This window comes from Bartonella sp. W8122 (assembly GCF_016102485.1).
Classification (GTDB): domain Bacteria; phylum Pseudomonadota; class Alphaproteobacteria; order Rhizobiales; family Rhizobiaceae; genus Bartonella; species Bartonella apihabitans.
The window spans coordinates 400,637-418,811 of sequence record NZ_JACFOO010000001.1 but is presented as its reverse complement, the minus strand read 5'-3'; the positions used below and the strand labels follow the sequence as shown (position 1 = coordinate 418,811).

Annotated in this window: 10 protein-coding genes; 5 read left to right on the top strand and 5 right to left on the bottom strand. The window is 46.8% G+C overall.

Annotated elements, in window-relative coordinates:
• Positions 1-58: 58 nt before the first annotated feature.
• Positions 59-4,753 carry a translocation/assembly module TamB domain-containing protein gene (locus H3S83_RS01920; protein WP_198238756.1) on the bottom strand — a complete coding sequence of 1,565 codons (4,695 nt, stop codon included), beginning with the start codon at positions 4,751-4,753 and terminating at the stop codon, positions 59-61.
• Positions 4,753-6,717 carry an autotransporter assembly complex family protein gene (locus tag H3S83_RS01915; protein ID WP_198238755.1) on the bottom strand — a complete coding sequence of 655 codons (1,965 nt, stop codon included), beginning with the start codon at positions 6,715-6,717 and terminating at the stop codon, positions 4,753-4,755. Before H3S83_RS01915 ends, H3S83_RS01920 begins: the two co-directional genes overlap by 1 nt.
• 335 nt (positions 6,718-7,052) lie before the next feature.
• On the opposite strand from H3S83_RS01915, the gene H3S83_RS01910 reads away from it, so the two are divergent.
• A complete protein-coding gene (locus tag H3S83_RS01910; RefSeq protein ID WP_198238754.1) occupies positions 7,053-8,585 on the top strand; it encodes a YifB family Mg chelatase-like AAA ATPase in 1,533 nt (510 codons plus the stop codon).
• 663 nt (positions 8,586-9,248) lie between these two features.
• On the opposite strand, the gene H3S83_RS01905 is transcribed toward H3S83_RS01910, so the two are convergent.
• The 3 genes from H3S83_RS01905 to H3S83_RS01895 all read right to left on the bottom strand — a co-directional run bounded on the left by H3S83_RS01905 (position 9,249) and on the right by H3S83_RS01895 (position 14,913).
• The gene (locus H3S83_RS01905) at positions 9,249-12,449 is read right to left on the bottom strand and encodes an error-prone DNA polymerase (RefSeq protein ID WP_198238753.1); all 3,201 of its coding nucleotides are present in this window, start codon (positions 12,447-12,449) and stop codon (positions 9,249-9,251) included.
• Between the two features lie 156 nt (positions 12,450-12,605).
• A complete protein-coding gene (locus H3S83_RS01900; RefSeq protein WP_198238752.1) occupies positions 12,606-14,204 on the bottom strand; it encodes a DNA polymerase Y family protein in 1,599 nt (532 codons plus the stop codon).
• Complete coding sequence (locus H3S83_RS01895) at positions 14,092-14,913, bottom strand: ImuA family protein (RefSeq protein WP_198225473.1); 822 nt, start codon at positions 14,911-14,913, stop codon at positions 14,092-14,094. The genes H3S83_RS01900 and H3S83_RS01895 overlap by 113 nt, the downstream gene beginning before the upstream one ends.
• A 244-nt stretch (positions 14,914-15,157) precedes the next feature.
• Between H3S83_RS01895 and H3S83_RS01890 the strand changes: the two genes are divergently transcribed.
• The 4 genes from H3S83_RS01890 to H3S83_RS01875 all read left to right on the top strand — a co-directional run bounded on the left by H3S83_RS01890 (position 15,158) and on the right by H3S83_RS01875 (position 18,062).
• Entirely contained in the window at positions 15,158-15,547 is a 390-nt protein-coding gene (locus H3S83_RS01890) for a YkvA family protein (protein WP_198232497.1), read from the top strand.
• Between the two features lie 179 nt (positions 15,548-15,726).
• Entirely contained in the window at positions 15,727-16,224 is a 498-nt protein-coding gene (locus H3S83_RS01885) for an invasion associated locus B family protein (RefSeq protein ID WP_198234947.1), read from the top strand.
• Between the two features lie 150 nt (positions 16,225-16,374).
• Positions 16,375-17,604, top strand: coding sequence for a 23S rRNA (adenine(2503)-C(2))-methyltransferase RlmN (rlmN, locus tag H3S83_RS01880; RefSeq protein ID WP_077969837.1), 1,230 nt, complete (start codon positions 16,375-16,377; stop codon positions 17,602-17,604).
• Positions 17,605-17,630: 26 nt separating this feature from the next.
• Positions 17,631-18,062, top strand: a complete 432-nt coding sequence (locus H3S83_RS01875; protein WP_077969835.1) for a hypothetical protein — start codon at positions 17,631-17,633, stop codon at positions 18,060-18,062.
• Positions 18,063-18,175 lie beyond the last annotated feature (113 nt).

Below are 18,175 nucleotides of genomic sequence, written 5' to 3'. Positions count from 1 at the left end.
GGGTGACGATGAAATGAACGCCGGAAGGTGATTTCCGGCAAAAACAATATTCCTCGTTTTAATAATCTTTTTCATAGAAAACACCAACACTTGAATCACCTTGTGCGCCAAGTGCGCCTTTGGCTTTCAAGTTTTTGGAAATATCCAGATTAACAGTGCCTTTCGTGTTGCCACCGGAGCCGGCTTCGACACCGAGATAAATATTATCGCGGATATAGCGCCCCGCTTTAACACCGGTATTCCCCTGTTTATCTGTCACAACATCAAGATCATCAAGGCCGGTGGTCGACCGTAAGGAACCGAGAAGCGACGTGTTGGTAACACCGGCAAGTTCGGCAGCAGCAGACGCAAGCTGGGCAATCTGGAAGGGCGAGAGTTCGCTGATTGAACGATTGAAAATCAAACGGGCGAGAACTTCGTCCTGAGGCAAGACAGGAACCGAAGTGAAGGAAACACTCAATGCATTGATCGTACCGCTTACAGTTACCGTTACTGTAATATCGCTTCCTTGCGTGGTTGCAACAAAATTGACTTCAGGGTTGAGATTGCCGACAAGTGTTACCGTTCCTTCAGTGAAGGTAAGGCGTTGAGAAAGAATTTCAAACCGGCCCCGCAACATCTGGAACCCGCCGACGGGATGAATTTCATTCACCGGACCGAACAAACCGATTTCGCCACCCAATTCGACATCAAGCCCCATACCGCGAACAAAAATCTGGTTCGGTGCACGGATATGCAATTTCAACTGGACGACAGAAGGTTTTGCCGGAGCCGTTGCAGCTTTATTCCTGCCAGTATCGATTTTCGCCCGCTCAAGCGTTGTTTCAATATCTTTTGTAAGATTCTTGTGTTTGACATCTATAAGAGCAGCCCCTCCGAAACGATCCGGAACGGTAATTTCTGCCTTTTCGATTGTAAGATCACCGCCAATCACCGGATTATTCAACAGACCGCCCGTTACTGTTAAAGTGCCATCAACGGTCGCAACAACCATTTCGCCATCGCTATAGCGTGTATGATTGAGGCGAACGGTCATATCGGCGGGCATTCCGGCAGAAAAATCTGTCGAAATAGAACCGTTGGCGGAAATTGTACCTCCAGCAGATGATGAAGCGCTGGCACGATTGAGCACAATGCGCTCGCCACTCAAACCGGCATCAACGACAATATTGTTCAGGCGCAAATTGCTTTGCGGATCAATAAAAGTACCATTTGCAAGAGCAAAATGACCATTCAATTCCGGTTTTGTGAAGGAACCTCTGACTGTTGCATCAACATTTGCCGAGCCGGAAATTTGCGTTCCACGTTCGGCAAGGAATTGATTGGCAATTGCCATAGGAGCCGAACCTTTGACATGAAGATCAATGCCATCACCTTTTACCGGAATGCGGCCATTTGCCGACATATTAAGCCCTTGCGCACCATTTGCGGTAAATTGTTCAAGATTAAGAACATTATTGTCATAATGGCCCTCAGCATTCAAACTGATTGGCGTAAGACCATTTTTTGCCAATAAATCGGCTCTCAAGCCTTGGCCTGAAAGATTGAATGTTGCCGTCGGTGCTTTCAATTGTCCACCGATGTGGGCGTGACCGGAGATGGTGCCGCCAAGATTCTGATTGGCCACAAAACCGTTTGCGAGAGTAACCGGCAAATTTTTCAAGCTTATGTCAAGATCGAGATTTCCTGCATCCAGCGGTACTTTGCCATTGGCTTCAACATCAAGACCGGAACCGGAAATCCTTGTATCAACATTGACCGATTTGCCATTGGTTCTCCCCTTTGCATCAAGTGCAAAAGGCGCGATCTTTTTGTCTTTGAGAAGGCCGATTGATAGACCTTCACCTTTCATATCAAAGGCAACATCAGGTTTATCCGGCGTTCCTTTTATATCGGCTTGACCGGTTAAAGCACCGGTTGCACGAAGATCCGGTTTTATCAGATTGGCAAGTGAAACGGGCAAATGGTCCATTTGCAAATCCAAATCGAGTTTTGACCCGCCATCGCCTTTAACCGAAAATTTCCCGCCATTCACATCCAATGTCAGAGGCGAAATGTGATAGCTATTATCAAACAAAATCACAGAAGCCGGATTTAATAGTTTCGCATGCAATGTATCCTGCGAAACGTTCATAGAATCAAACTCGACTGTCAGCCGCTGATTATCCCCTTGCCCATCTTGCGATTCATCCCCGTTTGTTGCAGGGTAGATCAAGCGACCGGCAAGATCGGCCTTGATATTATTCTGGACATCGGCAGAAACCTGAAAAGCGGTTTTTCCATCCATATCTTTTGCTGTTGCTTTTATGGTATTGACGACAAAATTCGCAACGCGAATATCGGAAGCATTGACAAAGCCATTGACACGGAAAGCGCCTTTCGGGTCATCGAGCGTCAAATTCATATCAAGGCTTTCAACATGATTTTCGCCAAAAACCAGTTTGTCGATATGGGCTTTCAGACGACCGCTCTGCTTTCCTTCACTTTCGCTTAAATTAAAGTCACCTGTCATAGTGCCATGACCGTCGGTGAGCAAAAGCGCACTCAATGTTGAAATATCACGTGCATCAATATGGATATTGCCGTCAATCAGCCCTTCCAGATTTTGTTTCAGATTGCCGTTCACATGCGTTTCGCCGACGAGAATGTCGAGATTGTTCAGACTTTTAAACTGGTCATTATCGGAAAAACTTCCGCTTAGTTTCAGTTTTTCACCCCCGAAGAGGCCGCTACCGTCTACATAACCACTCAAATAGGTCGCAATCGGTGACGTATTGTCGAGAATGGCATTGGCAAAAATTGCCGTATCCTGCATTTTCTGACCCGACAAAGTTGCTTCTTTTATCTTTGCGCCAAGACTTAAAGCAACAAGACGGTTATGGCCACGGGCGGCACCCTGCAATTGGACTGCCCCATGCATACGGGGATTGACGAGATTAAGGTCGGAAAGATCAAGCTGATAGTCCATATCGGCTTCATCACTCGAGAAGCTGCCATTCGCTTCAAGCTTGATATGGTCGTTACCAAGCAGGAATTGGCGTGTTGTAATTCCGGTTTCGTCGCGTTTTATTCCACCCGATAATTTTACATTGCCAGCCAGCAAACGATCCAGCGTTTCATTACCGGTTTTCAAAGCCACGGTTTTTCCGGAAAGATCAAGATCGAAAGAACCACCGACAAGGCCGATTGAGCCATTTGCCTCGATATCGGCTGCACCCGAAAGCGGTTTTCCGCTTAACATTGCCAAAGGTTCCAATGTATCGGCTTGAATGCCGAGATTTCCTTTGAATTGAAACTTCTCGATTTGCCCCTTCAGCCATAAAGTGAGCCCGTTAGCGGAAAGATTGACAGTGCGTAGTGTAACCGGCTGATGGGCGAGAATATCGGCATCGACTTTCAAATTAACCGATTTTCCCAAGGCATCCGAAATCTTGCTCTTCGGCGTTGCCATGCCGTTTATTGCGCCGGTAATCTGCAAACCGACATGACGATTATTGACGTCATCCAGATTTTCCGAGTCGCCCCCCATATCGACAGTTATATCGTGGGCAATGAAATTTTCGTTTGAAAAGTTATTGACGATAAATTGGCCACTCCACATCGACCTCTCATTCTGTCCATAATCGATATTAAGAGCAATATTATCGGCACGTGTTTTGCCTCCGGCGACAGGCAAAATAATTGACTGACCGGTTTGCGCTTTGACCGATGCTTTTACCGCCAATCGGCGTAAAAAGCCGTCTGACAATGTTTCTGCATTCGCAGCTATATGAACACCATCACCATTGATCGAAAATTTGTCCAGTCGAAAGCCGCCGCCCTTTTTCAGCAAAGCTGCCAGTTCAAGCTCCGTTCTTGCCCCGAAAAATGCCCGATATTCGTCAGGCATCAAAAGAACAATCGGTCCCGACAGATTAACATTTATCGATTTTCCACTTTCTGTGCCCTGAAGCTTGAATTTGCCATTCAGTACCGGATCGGCACCGGCTTTCATCGCAAGGCCGAGCTCGAAATTATCAAGCGGTCCTTCGCCTTTTGCAATCAAAGCAACGGCGGGGCGATTCTTTATTTTTAAAAGATTGGCAACAATGCCGTTTTCCGGCTCCGACACTTCAATATCGATTTTTGCCTTGTTGGTGCTGTTTGAAATATTGGCCAACACATCGAAATTGCCGGCTTTATCCAGACGTTTCATGACGAGTTGAGCCGCGAGATCACCATCGGCAAGAGTTATACCGCCTTGCAACGAAACTTCGGAAGGAAGATTAAATAGCGGCTCCCCGAATGCGACTTCCTTTGCATCAAGTGATTTGATGCTTATCGCAACTGGCAAGTCCGGTATAGAAAAACCCTTGGATTGGGGGCTTGGTGCCGAAGAATCAGGCAAAGGTTTCCTGAAAATATCAATCTTCTCGGCAGACAATTCGTTAATAGACACTTGTCCGCGCAATAGTGCCAAACGATTCCAGTCAAGTTTGGCATTGGTGATTTTGAGCCAAACACCTTGTCGATCGGCAATCGTAATCGAGCCGATTGTAGCGTTCGACGATAAAGCCCCTTCAATGCCGGCAAAACGGATTTGCCGGTTGGGCGAAGAAATTTTGCTTTCAATGAATGACAAAACCCACGACTTTTCAGCCGCAGCCATATCGTGACCGGCGGGTGAAGAAGTGTCGGCAAAGCTTGCTGTCAAACCTGTAAAGATCAGGAACAATGCGGTTATAAAAGCTGAAAGTGAAAATTTTTTCATCATCAGAACGCCTGCCCTATGCCGATATAGAAACCTAAATCAGGGTCGCCCACTGCACCATCGAGAGGTGCTGCCACATCAAAACGCAATGGTCCAAGCCCTGTCATATAACGGACACCGATACCGGCACCGACTTTTGTGTTTTCCGAAAAATCCGGAGTGGAATCAGCCCCCACAACACCGGCATCGACAAAACCGACGAGACCGATTGTATCGGTCACCATTGTGCGCAACTCCGCCGAACCTTCGACGAGTGAACGGCCGCCAATTGTATCGCCGGTATCGGTTCTAATACCGATATTACGATAGCCATAACCGCGCACAGAACCACCGCCACCGGCAAAGAAGAGCATATCGGAAGGAATTTCGCGCGCTTCCGGACCGGTAATCGAACCGATCTTTGCACGTGTTGCAATAACATAGCGATCTTTCGCATCAAGCGAAAAATAGGAACGGCCTTCCAATGTCATCTTGCCGATAAAGTTTCCATAATGAATTTCGTAAATCGGCTCCAGAACCGCTTCGCCATAAAGGCCGTGTTTAGGATTGGACTTGTTGTCACGACTATCATAAAGCAATCCTCCCAAAAAACCGACCGGTGTAAAATCGCGATTGCCGAAATAGTCGTCTTCCGATTTGGTTTGGGCGGCATTGAAATAAATCCGCCCTGAGAGCTCATCGGTGAATATATGTGTCAAACCGAGCTGTCCGGTAATGCCTGTGGTTGTATAATTATCAAGAACCTCACGCTGCCCTTTAAGGCTTGCAACAAAATCGGTGTCGGGCGTGATAACACCGGGACGGGTGAAAGTGGTTCCCAGAAGATAGCCGAAGTTTTTCGGATTATAGGAGTCATCCTGACTGCCGCCAATGCCGCTAATCTTTGCGTCAAATCGCAAGCGTTCCGCATGGCCGAAAAGGTCGCGATGCATCCAGTAAGCTTCAAGACCGGCGCCATCAAGTGTCGAATAGCTTCCACCAACGCCAAACCGGTGAAGCGGACGTTCCTGTACTGTAAGATTGAGTGGCAAACTGCCATCATCCTTGATCTTGTCTGCCTCCCTCACATTGGCCGCACGAAATACATCAAGCCGTGCGAGGCGCTTGTTGGCTTTGGCAATATCATCGGGGTCATATTCCTGCCCCTCTTTTAATCCGGTCATCCAGGCGACATAGGCTGAATCCATGCGGGGCTTGTCGCTGACGTTTTTAACTGTCAAGGGACCATAACTGGCTTTTCGACCGGGCTGAACCTCTATATTGGAATCGATAGTGCGGCTGGCATGATCGGCAACAACATCACGGTTTTTTACGCTTGCCTTGGCATAACCTTGTTGCCGCCACCCTTCGATGGCAAGTTGTTCCGCCTTGAAAACAGAACCGGATTTTGCAACATCCCCTGACGCATATCCAGAATCGGCCGGAAGAGGAACTTTGTCTTTCTTGTCGTCGGTTTTTGGAGCGAGATCATGAACGCTTGCAACACCGAAATGATATTGCGGTCCGGTATCGATTGTAATGAGGATATCGGATTGGTCGGGCAATTCTGTATCGGGACGGATATTGGCTGCCTCCGCACCGTTCACCTGAATACTGATTGTGCCGCCGTAATAACCTTCGGCATAAAGGGCAGCCAGAATTTTCCTGTAATCACCGCGTGCTTTGGCCAAAAGTCCTGCAGAACCGGAGGCCGGCTTATCATCATCTTCAACGAGAGATGACGCTGCCTTGACAATTTTTACGCCCCCTTCCGGTGCATTCGGAGCATTGTTAACTTTGACCTTATAATGTTTTGGAACACCGATAACATCGGCATTTTTATCGTTCTGATCTTTTTTACCCCATAAATGGATACCAAAAAGATCGAAAGCATTTGCTTCTTGTGGTTGATAAAAAGTCAGCGCAACGCAGGTCATGAGAGCGACAAGAGCACTCTCTGCCTTCAACCTCGATTTTGTAACTGACATTACCAAAACACTTAACTCTTAACCGTCAAACTCTTTGTTTACCTGCTTATTTACCAAATATAACGCTCCAAAATTCCAAACCCACAATTTACTTCGCACTTTAACTTCGCGCTCATTAAAATTGCTGCTTGTTCATGCGTTAGCATAGGCCAGCGTTTAATCATATACTGACGAACATGATTTTGCTTCATTTTCATCAATGAAGTGTTAACCGGCAATTTGTGCCTTACCGTGGCGAACACCATAAAAATACTTGATGTTCATGAAATGTTCTTGATTTTCGGTAAAAATAATGATTGTCTCATTTTGATACAACTCACATGAGAACAAGACAAATGGTTGCACGTATTACGACTGTTGCCTTTTCGGGCATTGACGCTTTACCTGTGGATGTACAGGTTATGATTGCCAATGGCAAAATGGGAATGTCCATTGTAGGCCTTGCCGATAAGGCGGTTGCAGAAAGTCGCGAACGTGTGCAGGCAGCACTTCACGCCTGTGGATTGTCCATGCCGATCAAACGGATTACGGTCAATCTAGCACCGGCCGATCTACCCAAGGAAGGTTCCCATTATGATCTACCGATCGCTGTCGGGCTTATGGTCGGAATGGGGCTTTTACCCCCTGAAATCGGGCAAAAATACGTTGTTATGGGTGAATTGGGACTGGATGGTTCAATTGCACCGGTAAGTGGTGTTCTGCCCGCAGCCATGGCGGCCGTTGCTTCCGATAAAGGGCTGATTTGTCCGGAACAATGTGGTCCTGAAGCCGCCTGGGCAGGTTCCGACATCGACATTCTCGCCCCTTCGAGTTTGCTTGCTCTCGTCAACCATTTCAAAGGTTCGCAATTTTTGTCGCCGCCACAGCCACGCCAATATATTGTTCAGGATAATTTGCCCGATCTTGCCGACATAAAGGGGCAAAGTGCCGCCAAACGGGCACTTGAAGTGGCAGCCGCGGGTCGTCATAATTTGTTGTTTGTCGGCCCTCCCGGAGCTGGCAAATCCATGCTGGCCGAGCGGTTACCTTCCATATTGCCGCCGCTTGATGCCCGCGAACTTCTTGATGTTTCGCTCATTGCCTCGATTGCCGGAGAAACAACGAACGGATCTGTTTCCATTCATCGACCTTTCCGTGCACCCCATCATTCGGCATCCATGGCAGCTATGGTCGGCGGCGGCATTAAAGCACGCCCCGGCGAAGTTTCACTTGCCCATAATGGGGTATTGTTTCTCGACGAGTTTCCAGAATTTTCACCGCAAGTTCTCGATTCTTTGCGTCAACCGCTTGAAAGCGGGGAATGCGTTGTTGCGCGTGCCAACCGGCATGTCAGTTATCCCGCACGTATCCAGCTTGTTGCCGCCATGAACCCTTGTCGCTGCGGCATGGCAGGCGAACCGGGGCATGTTTGTGCCAAAGGCCCGAAATGCCAGCTTGATTATCAGGCACGTATTTCCGGCCCCCTGCTTGACCGCATAGATTTACGAATTGATGTGCCGGCCTTATCGGCACTTGATCTCATCAAACCGGCAGAAGCAGAACCAAGCCGCGTTGTCGCCGAACGCGTTAGAAAAGCAAGAGATATTCAGGTTAAAAGATATGCAGAACTGGGAATGCCCCAAATCCGCACCAATGGTGATTGTCCTGCAAATCTGATCGAAAAAGTTGCCGTTCTTGATGGTGCTGCCACAATATTATTACAAACGATAAGCGAAAAAATGCGCCTTTCAGCACGCGCTTACCATCGTGTCCTGAAAGTTGCTCGTACGATTGCCGATCTTGAGGGGGAGACGCATCTTACCAGACACCATCTTGCCGAAGCGGTTTCCTATCGTCTGGGCAATGAACGCCTGAAAGCCGTAGCTTGAATGGTAGTGCTCAAAGCGTGAAAAATGACGTTCTATGCGCGTTTTTTTGCGCCATTCGAAATTTCCACAACAAAGCTCGCATAATTCATAGTTACCTCACACAATTTATAATAATTCGCGAAAATGAAATATGGAGTTTGTTGTCGGAACGAAATGAACTTCCGAATGGTCTTCAAGCTTTTTCAAAACCGGTTGATCGAACATAATGCGGTTTTATCCGCGGCCTCACACCTTTACCTGCGGGTGAATGTTATGAAAGTCAGGCTTCCGGATTTTATTGTCGCTGTTTATTTTCAAAAACAACCGACAATCGATGCATTCAAATGCTTTTTTAAAACACGAATATTTTTCAAATTTCCGATTTCAAAAAATATACCTGAGCAAATGGATTCATGGACTTTTAGATCACCCTGACACAGGGGCAAGCTTCGGCTTTCAGACCCGTTCTTTTGCTTGATCAACCCTCTATTTCCTTATTCATTTTTGACAGGATTTTGTTTTTCTTAAAAGATTGAAACAACAGTTTTAAAAATACTGAACAACTGCCGACCACGTGATGAAGCTTTCACAGGCTCCTACATTTTTCAGCTTGTCATCAAACGGTTCGAGATATGCAAAATAAAAAGTTGAAAGGCATAAAAGTCTTCATTCATGGCAAATATTTCAATGGAAATCGCGGGATTTCGGCAAAGCACGGAACTGACGGGGATGGCGGGCCACAGGTTCGCTTTCAATCGCCGCAAAATGTTCGGGAATTTCGCTCAGATTGATAATGTCCATACTTCTATCTTCAATATAAGAGGCAACAAGGTGGGTAACACCGGAAGAATCCCGTTGTATTTTACCTGTTATCAATAGGAGTTTACCCCCCATGACCTCGCGGCGAAAGCGCAACATTATTTTTGGCCAAACAACAATATTGGCAATGCCGCTTTCATCTTCCATTGTCAAAAAGACTACACCTTTGGCACTGCCGGGCTTTTGCCGGACTGTAACAATACCGGCAATTGTTGCAGAAGATCCACCGGCAATTTCCATTGCTTCATGACAGGTAAGCACTCCCTTTTTTGCCAGATCTTTTCGCAAAAAACTGACCGGATGGGCTTTGAGCGACAAGCGCGTTGTTTCATAATCGGTAATGACATGTTCGCTCAATTTCATCGGCGTAAAAATAAGCGGCTCTTCTTCACCGAGATCGGATTGTTGTGCTGCCGCAAATAATGGCAAGTTTCCATGATCGGGCAAACGGCGCACCGCCCATAAAGCCGAACGCCGCTCTTTATCGATACTTAAGAAACAATCGGCATCGGCAAGAAGCTCGAAGGCGCGTTTTGGTAACATCACCCGACGATGCAATTCTTCAATAGAAGAAAACGGCCCTTCGGCTTGTTGAAGTTCGATTCTTTTTCCCCATTCAATGGCAAAACCGTTGATTTGGCGAAATCCCAATCGCAATGAAAAACCATTGCCGTTTTTTTCCAGACAATGGTCATAATGGCTATGATTGACATCGACCGGCAAAACCTCGACACCATGATTGCGGGCATCCCGAATAATCTGGGCGGGGGCATAAAACCCCATAGGTTGGGAATTAAGAAGAGCGGTCGCGAAAATTTCCGGATGATGACATTTGAGCCAAGCCGAAACATAGACAAGGTGGGCAAAGCTTGCCGCATGGCTTTCAGGAAAACCATATTCGCCGAAACCTTCAATCTGCTTGAAACAATTTTCGGCAAAATCGCGCTTGTAACCTCGCCTCACCATTCCCTCGACCATTTTTGCCTGCATGGTATGAATGGTTCCAACCCGCCGGAATGTTGCCATGGCACGGCGCAAAAGATTGGCTTCATCGGGAGTAAATTTGGCGGCTTCTATGGCAATGCGCATTGCCTGTTCCTGAAAGAGCGGAACGCCCAAGGTTTTTCCCAGAACACGCTGCAATTCGTCAGGCGGGCCGAATTGTGGTGACGGTGAGGGATAAACCACTTTTTCCATATGGTTGCGACGGCGTAAATACGGGTGCACCATATCGCCCTGTATCGGGCCGGGGCGGACAATAGCCACTTCAATGACCAGATCGTAGAATTGTTTCGGTTTCAATCGCGGCAACATGTTCATTTGTGCCCGGCTTTCAACCTGAAAAACTCCGATCGAATCACCTTTCGACAACATTTTATAGACGTGCTCGTCTTCCCGCGGAACATCATGCAAGCCATGGCTGATATTTTTATGACGTTTCAAAAGATCAAAAGCTTTGCGGATCAAGGTCAACATCCCCAAAGACAAAATATCGACCTTCATCAATTTGACAGTGTCGATATCATCTTTATCCCACTCGATGAAGCTGCGGTCTTTCATGGCAGCAGGGCCGATCGGCACGGTTTCATCAAGCCTTTGCTCGGTCAAAACAAAACCGCCGACATGCTGTGACAAATGTCTTGGAAAGCCGACCAATTCATGAGCAAGACGTAGTGTCAAACCAATCATCCGGTTTGTCGGGTCGAGTCCTCTTTGAGCAATCTCCTCATCGCTTACTTTTTTGCCGGATGTGCCCCATACAGTCGAGGCAATCGCTCCTATAATATCTTCGCTCAAGCCCAAAGCTTTGCCGACATCACGAATAGCACTGCGACTGCGATAACAGATGACCGTTGCAACAATGGCAGCTCTATGGCGACCATAACGGCGATAGATATATTGCATCACTTCTTCGCGCCGCTCATGCTCGAAATCGACATCAATATCGGGTGGTTCATTACGTTCTTCGGAAATAAAACGCTCGAACAACAGATCAATCTGTTGTGGATTGACATTGGTAATGCCCAAACAGAAACATACTGCCGAATTGGCAGCCGAACCGCGCCCCTGACAAAGAATGCCTTGTGATTTTGCAAAACTGACAATGTCATAAACAGTCAGAAAATAGGGAGCATAGCGAAGCTTCTTGATAAGCTTCAATTCTTTTTCCAGAAGTGGTTTTACGCTGTCATAAGCTGTTTTTGGAAACCTTTCAGCCATGCCTTTCCAGGTCAATTCTTCCAGATAGGATTGGGGCGTTTTACCGGCAGGAACCGGCTCGTCCGGATAGGAATAGGAAAGATCATCAAGTGAAAAGGAAATGGGGGCTACAAAATCCTGTTGCGCTTTGATTGCACCGGAAAAATTCCGATAAAGCCGTTCTATTTCTTTCACCGGCTTCAGATATTTCTCGCTATTGGCTTGAAGCGCAAAGCCTGCTTCGTCAATTGTTTTATGAAGACGGATTGCTGTCAGAATATCTTGTAAAATGCGCCTTTCTTCACTGTGATAGAGAATATCGGCAGCAGCAATGAGACCGACATTAAAGTTTTTGGCCATTCTTGCCAGATATTCACTATAACGGGCATCCTTGCCGGTAAAATTCATCGGCAAACCAAGAAAAACTTGTCCCTTTGCCACCTGTTGCAAGTTTTTCAATGTGTCTTCCAGTTTTTCGCCATCTGTGACAATGATCTGGAAACCGCGCGCACGAAATAAAAAATCTTCAAACTTTAATTGGCAGGCTCCTTTTTCGCCGGATTTTGCTTTTCCTTCGCTTAGCATCCGGCACAACATGCCATAAGCTTTTCTGTCTCTTGGATAGACAACAAGGTCCGGCGTTCCATCCGAAAACACCAGCCGACAACCGACAAGATAGCGGAAAGAAGGGGCAAGTTTTAAAACTTCCCGTGCCATGGCAAAGCCGCGAACCACGCCGGCCAATGTGTTTTCGTCGGCAATGCCGATACCGGCATAGTGAAGGCACGCCGCCTCGCCCACCAGCTCTTCGGGATGGGAAGCCCCTTTTAAAAAGGAAAAATTGCTTCTTACAGACAATGCAAACATGTTGTCGCCTTATTTTGTCCGGTCGTTTCCTTGCTGGTAGATTCTTCAACCGGACGAAAAGACATGTTTTTCAAAAAACCGGACTTTCTGGTTGAGAACAAAAACCAACGCATAATGCGTAAACTTGCCTTTAGAGCTTCTGGAAACTGAAAGATTTCAGGCAAATAAGCCATGTAGAAACCATTTGGTTTTCGGATATTCGCCATAACGGAATATCCAGAAACGTTCGCCATTTTCATCTTCCACGCGATAATAATCACGATTAGGGCTTGACTGTTTCCACCATTCGGCACTGATACGTTCAGGCCCTTCGGCAAGGCGAATTTTATGGATAATCCGTCGCCAGCGAAAAGAAGCTGGCGGATCATCCGGCAAAGCAGCAATGACATCAATGGGCTGTGGCGGGCAAAAAAGCCTGATAGGCCGTTCTGGCGGATTGGGATGAAGAGAGGAAAATCCTTGTGCCTTCAATTGTGCATCCAAAGCTTTCAAAGCTTCAGTATGCGGTTTATGGTGCTGGGCTATTCCCCAAAAAGCTGCATATTCGGGAATATGACTTTCTTTTGTACCGGCAACCAGAACATGATCTGCCCCTAAACGGGTTGACAGCCGATCAACCAGTTGCCCGATTTCTGCCGGTTCCAGATCATCATTGACAAGCTCTGTCTGAAGGGGACGAAGGGGAGCGGAACGGCTTACCGAAAGTGCCAATGTATCATAGCCATATCCCGCATCGAGCGGTGTTTTCAAGCTTTTCAGCCGTTCCTCGAGAAGCGACAGGAATTGTACAGGATCGCTCAAAGGGCGACCGGTCTCAATGCCTATCCGGTCAATATGTCCATCAACCCGATAAAGGATGATGTTTATCATCAGACACCCCAGACCGAGTTTCGTTAAACGCTTGAAAAATTCTTTTGCCAGAACAAAAAACTGTTTTTCAACCATTGTTACATCAATCAATGGCTCTTCCAAACGTAATGACAAATAAAGGGACGGGGGTGGATTTATGAATGAAAGCGGCTCCTGTCTTTTTCCATAAAGCGCATCAAGTCGGGCAGGCAAAACTTCGCCGAAGCGCGCAGCCAGTGCTTTTGGCGAAACCGCCTGAATATCTTTGAGACAATAAAATCCGGCACGGCGAAGTGCCATTTGGACATCCGGCTTTGCTTCAAGTGCCGGTAATTTCAACCTATCCAATGTTAAAACAAAATCTTCTTTTGTGACAAAACGGTTGACACCAAAACGGGCAAAAGCCCGCGCGGCTGCCGGTGTTATTGTCAGTGCCGAGAGTGTTTCAAGCCCCAACCCCTTATAATAAGCGGTCACTTTTTCGAGCATTTTTTGTGGCCCCCCGAAAAGATGATCGCAACCTGTCACATCAAGTATCAAACCAAAGGGAAGGCTATAGGCTACAAGTGGGGTAAACCGGCCGGCATTTCGGGCGAGATATTGAAGATAGTTCTTGTCGGCCTCTTCTGCTTCATTGACTGTTTCTATTCTTTCACAAAGGCTGCGTGCATGAACCAGAGAAAGCCCCGGATAAAGGCCGGCATGTGTCGCCGCCTCATTGACATGAGCGAGCCTCAGTCCGTGGACAGAACGGCCAACCACTGCAAAAGGTTTTGTGAAATCCGGTGCTTTTTCAGGCGGCAAAACCGTCTTCAGACGGTCTATCGGCAGGCGAGGAAAAGCGAGTGCCAGATAGAGCCGGTCGTTTAAGCCGTATTTCTTGGGGTTTTGTAAAAATCTGGTCATGGATGTTCCATTGCATCAACCAATGTCCGGTATATCCGGCCCTATTTCGCAAAAGTGTGACATCGTAATTTGTTAGCCCCGGTGCTTTTGCACCCGAACTTTCGGAAGGCGCTGCTTTGACTTGCCAACGTGTAGCAGCATTGCTGTTTTTCAAAGCTTCTTTGCCAAGCACCAGAACAACCGGCGAATGTGCTTTTTCTGCTGCCAGATGCAAACGTCGGGTGGCTGTAAAATCAAGCGCCCGACAGGCACCCGAAAGGCTCAATAATAAACCGCCCACTCTGGACGTTGCCAATGCATCATCAGCCGCTTTCAAAACATCTTCGGCCTTTTGACAACGCACCAGAATAAATCGCGCCGGATCAAGCCCGAAAGCAGAAATTCCAACAGGATAAGGAATGCCATATTCTATTTCTGTACTTTCTTCTTCCAGCCAGATGAATGGGCAGTTTGCCTTTTCATTGCGTTTGAGAAGACCGAGAGAAAAACCGGTTGCACTATTCATGGCGGCAGGACCGGAAATAACTTCATGCAAGGCATAAGAGGGAAATGGACCAGCCGCAAAATCCACCTCTTCGTGACCGAGATAGAAATAGCCTTCAGGAAGGGAATGTTTTTCCTTGCCCTTTCTATTGTCATCCATAGAAAAAGCGACAGGTTTTCCTTCCATGCGGGCAACAAGGCGACGTAATTGGGCTATATCCGGCATAAAAGACTCACAACAATGTTCTTGTTTTGTTCCATTATGGAATCGAATATAAATCAGAGTCAAGTGGGAGATTTTATAAAAGAAACTGCCTCTTCAATTCTGAAATATCCTTTAAAAAATCAATTTCAGGATGCTCATGAAAAGGATTCCTGAAACCGGAAACTTGTAAAATTATCACGACTTCCTACTTCTATCATTGTTAAAAAGCGTAGTTTGAGGACATTTCTGCGGACGGAATTTTAAGATGGATAAAACAACAATCGAAAAAATTTTGAAGCCCGAATCAGAAGAAACGCAAAAAAGTCGTGCTGCAAAAGTACGGGCGGCTTTCTGGAAAACAGTTCGTAAAGCGGCAGGACACATTCCCTTTATGGAAGATGTCGTTGCCAGTTATTACTGTGCATTTGACCCTCAAACACCGACACGTGTACGCGGCATTCTTCTTGCGGCACTCGCCTATTTTGTAATGCCTTTCGATCTTATCCCCGATATGTTGGCTGTAATCGGTTTCACCGACGATATCGCAGTTCTTACAATTGCGATCTCGGCAGTGCGCGCCCACATCACCGACGCACATTATCAGGCTGCACGAAAAGCTCTGGAAAAGGCCCCGATTGAAACGCCAAAAAAATAGTTTTTCATTAAAATTGTAATTTCCGGACAAAACTTCACTTTTTGGTAACCATAAACTAGTCAAAATTGCATGTAACACTGAAAGCATGTTGTGAGAATGATATGCTGATTTTTGAAAAATCGCCGGTTTGAAGCCATCCGGCTTTGCCAATAGAAAACAAAAAGTGAGCTGAGTATACGATGTTTGGAAAAATTTTTGTTGCTGCGTCTGTCTTGATTATGGGAGTTGCCGGAACTGCTTCGGCACAGACACCTACACGCATCAACCAATTTGATGCATGGGGTGCCTATTCCTATAAATCAGGAAACAGTACAGTATGTTATGTGCTTTCCGCCCCGATTACTGCAGAACCCAAATCGGTCAACCATGGCGATAATTATTTCCTCGTCAGCAAACGTGCAGGCAATCCGGTTACTTATGAGCCGCAATTCATGGCAGGCTATGCCCTGAAGGACAAAGTTACGGTTTCTGTCGATGGCAAAAATTTCGAATTCTTTACCAAGGATTCCTCTGCCTGGGCAGCATCACCGGCAGCAGAGAGCCAACTTGTTGCAGCCATGAAAAGCGGTTCCAATCTTTCTGTCAAAGCTGTTTCCCAGCGCGGAACAAATACAAGCTATACCTATTCCTTGAAGGGAATTACCGCAGCACTCAACGCTGCACAGAAATGCAAATAATACGAATTTTTCAATTTTTACCCGTTTCGGCACTGCATCATGATATTGTCATGGTGCAGTGCTCGTTTTATGGCACATAAGTGTGGTGACGTTGGCTTGCTTTTATGCTAAATCCGCCAAGACAGAACTTTATTCAGAGCTTTGGAAACTATGAGCGTATCCTACGATCTTAGACCTATTGGCGCGACTTCGCTTTTGCGCCCTGCCAGAATGGATGAAACAAAAGCATCCCTGATCGGCTTGTCGCGCGCCGAAATGGCAAGCGCGTTACAGGAGATAGGCGTACCGGAACGTCAGACACGTATGCGTGTTAGCCAGCTTTGGCATTGGCTTTATGTACGCGGTGTTTCAAACTTCGACGACATGTTCAATATTTCCAAGGACATGCGTGAAAAAATGAAAAAACATTTTTCCATTGCCCGTCCGGAAATTGTCGAAGAACAGATTTCTAACGATGGTACGCGTAAATGGTTGTTGCGCTTTCCTTCGCGTGGCGCCGGAAAACCGGTCGAGGTTGAAATGGTTTACATTCCCGAAGAGGGGCGTGGCACTTTGTGCATGTCCTCGCAAGTGGGATGCACTCTTACATGTTCATTCTGCCATACAGGCACCCAAAAGCTGGTTCGTAACCTCACGGCTGAAGAAATCCTCGGCCAATTGCTGATAGCGCGCGACCGGCTCGGTGATTTTCCGGATAAAGACACGCCTGACGGTGCCATTGTGCCGGCAGAGGGGCGCAAAATTACCAATATCGTTATGATGGGAATGGGCGAACCGCTCTATAATTTCGAGGCCGTCAAAAAGGCACTGCTTATTGCTTCGGATGGTGAAGGGTTGTCGCTTTCAAAACGCCGTATCACTTTGTCGACATCCGGCGTTGTACCGGGGATTTTCAAAACCGGTGAAGAAATCGGCGTGATGCTTGCCATATCGCTTCACGCAGTTCGCGACGAATTGCGCGATATATTGGTTCCCATCAATAAAAAATATCCTTTGGCGGAATTGCTTGACGCATGCCGTGCTTATCCGGGACTATCAAATGCAAAACGGATAACCTTTGAATATGTCATGCTCAAGGATGTGAATGACAGCCTTGACGATGCCAGAGGTTTGATCAAACTTCTGAAAGGCATACCTGCAAAAATCAACCTTATTCCTTTCAATCCCTGGCCGGGAAGCAATTACCAGTGCTCCGATTGGGAACAAATTGAACGGTTTGCCGATTTGATTAATCAGGCCGGTTATGCTTCACCGATAAGGACGCCGCGCGGACGGGACATTCTTGCCGCTTGCGGGCAACTCAAATCACAATCGGAACGTTTAAGAAAATCGGAACGGTTAAAACTTGAAGCCATGATGATTGCCGGACATGGCGACTGAAAATGGTGGCTCGAATAGGAAGTGACATGAAAAGTATTACTGCATTTCACATTACATGGATTTTAGTCGGTTGTATCTTTGCCGAAGCCGCATTTATGATTGTGCAAATCGGATTAACGGTATTACTCCTCGAACATGACATAACATTACATGATTTATTGTCACCGAATAATCCGCTTTACGATGTTCCGCCGCATTTCATGATTGTGGGCGTTGTCTTTATTCTGGCGATTATTTATGGCGAACACCGGCATTTCTATAAGATGCATTATTATCTATTGGCTGCCGTTATCGCTGCTATCCTTTATTTCATTTCCCTATGGGCAACTGGAACGGCGCTCTCTTTCGGTGAAACTGTCATCAATCTCATCGCTGCTCTTGTTTCCGGCGGGGTTTACTGGTGCATCACACCGCGTCGCTATAATCGCCGCTCATTGGCAAGCCTCAAAAACAACTAGGCTTCGCAAATACACTTATGTGACCGGGTTTGCAAAATATGCATACCCGGTTTTTTAGTCTTGATTGTCCTGCTTTATATCACCGGAATTTTTATTTTTCCGATTGGCAAATT

Excerpts from the sequence above, each read along its gene's own strand:
- H3S83_RS01920 (WP_198238756.1), bottom strand. The coding sequence starts at position 4,753 with ATGATGAAAAAATTTTCACTTTCAGCTTTTATAACCGCATTGTTCCTG.
- H3S83_RS01915 (WP_198238755.1), bottom strand. The coding sequence starts at position 6,717 with ATGTCAGTTACAAAATCGAGGTTGAAGGCAGAGAGTGCTCTTGTCGCT.
- H3S83_RS01910 (WP_198238754.1), top strand. The coding sequence starts at position 7,053 with ATGGTTGCACGTATTACGACTGTTGCCTTTTCGGGCATTGACGCTTTA.
- H3S83_RS01905 (WP_198238753.1), bottom strand. The coding sequence starts at position 12,449 with ATGTTTGCATTGTCTGTAAGAAGCAATTTTTCCTTTTTAAAAGGGGCT.
- H3S83_RS01900 (WP_198238752.1), bottom strand. The coding sequence starts at position 14,204 with ATGACCAGATTTTTACAAAACCCCAAGAAATACGGCTTAAACGACCGG.
- H3S83_RS01895 (WP_198225473.1), bottom strand. The coding sequence starts at position 14,913 with ATGCCGGATATAGCCCAATTACGTCGCCTTGTTGCCCGCATGGAAGGA.
- H3S83_RS01890 (WP_198232497.1), top strand. The coding sequence starts at position 15,158 with ATGGATAAAACAACAATCGAAAAAATTTTGAAGCCCGAATCAGAAGAA.
- H3S83_RS01885 (WP_198234947.1), top strand. The coding sequence starts at position 15,727 with ATGTTTGGAAAAATTTTTGTTGCTGCGTCTGTCTTGATTATGGGAGTT.
- rlmN (WP_077969837.1), top strand. The coding sequence starts at position 16,375 with ATGAGCGTATCCTACGATCTTAGACCTATTGGCGCGACTTCGCTTTTG.
- H3S83_RS01875 (WP_077969835.1), top strand. The coding sequence starts at position 17,631 with ATGAAAAGTATTACTGCATTTCACATTACATGGATTTTAGTCGGTTGT.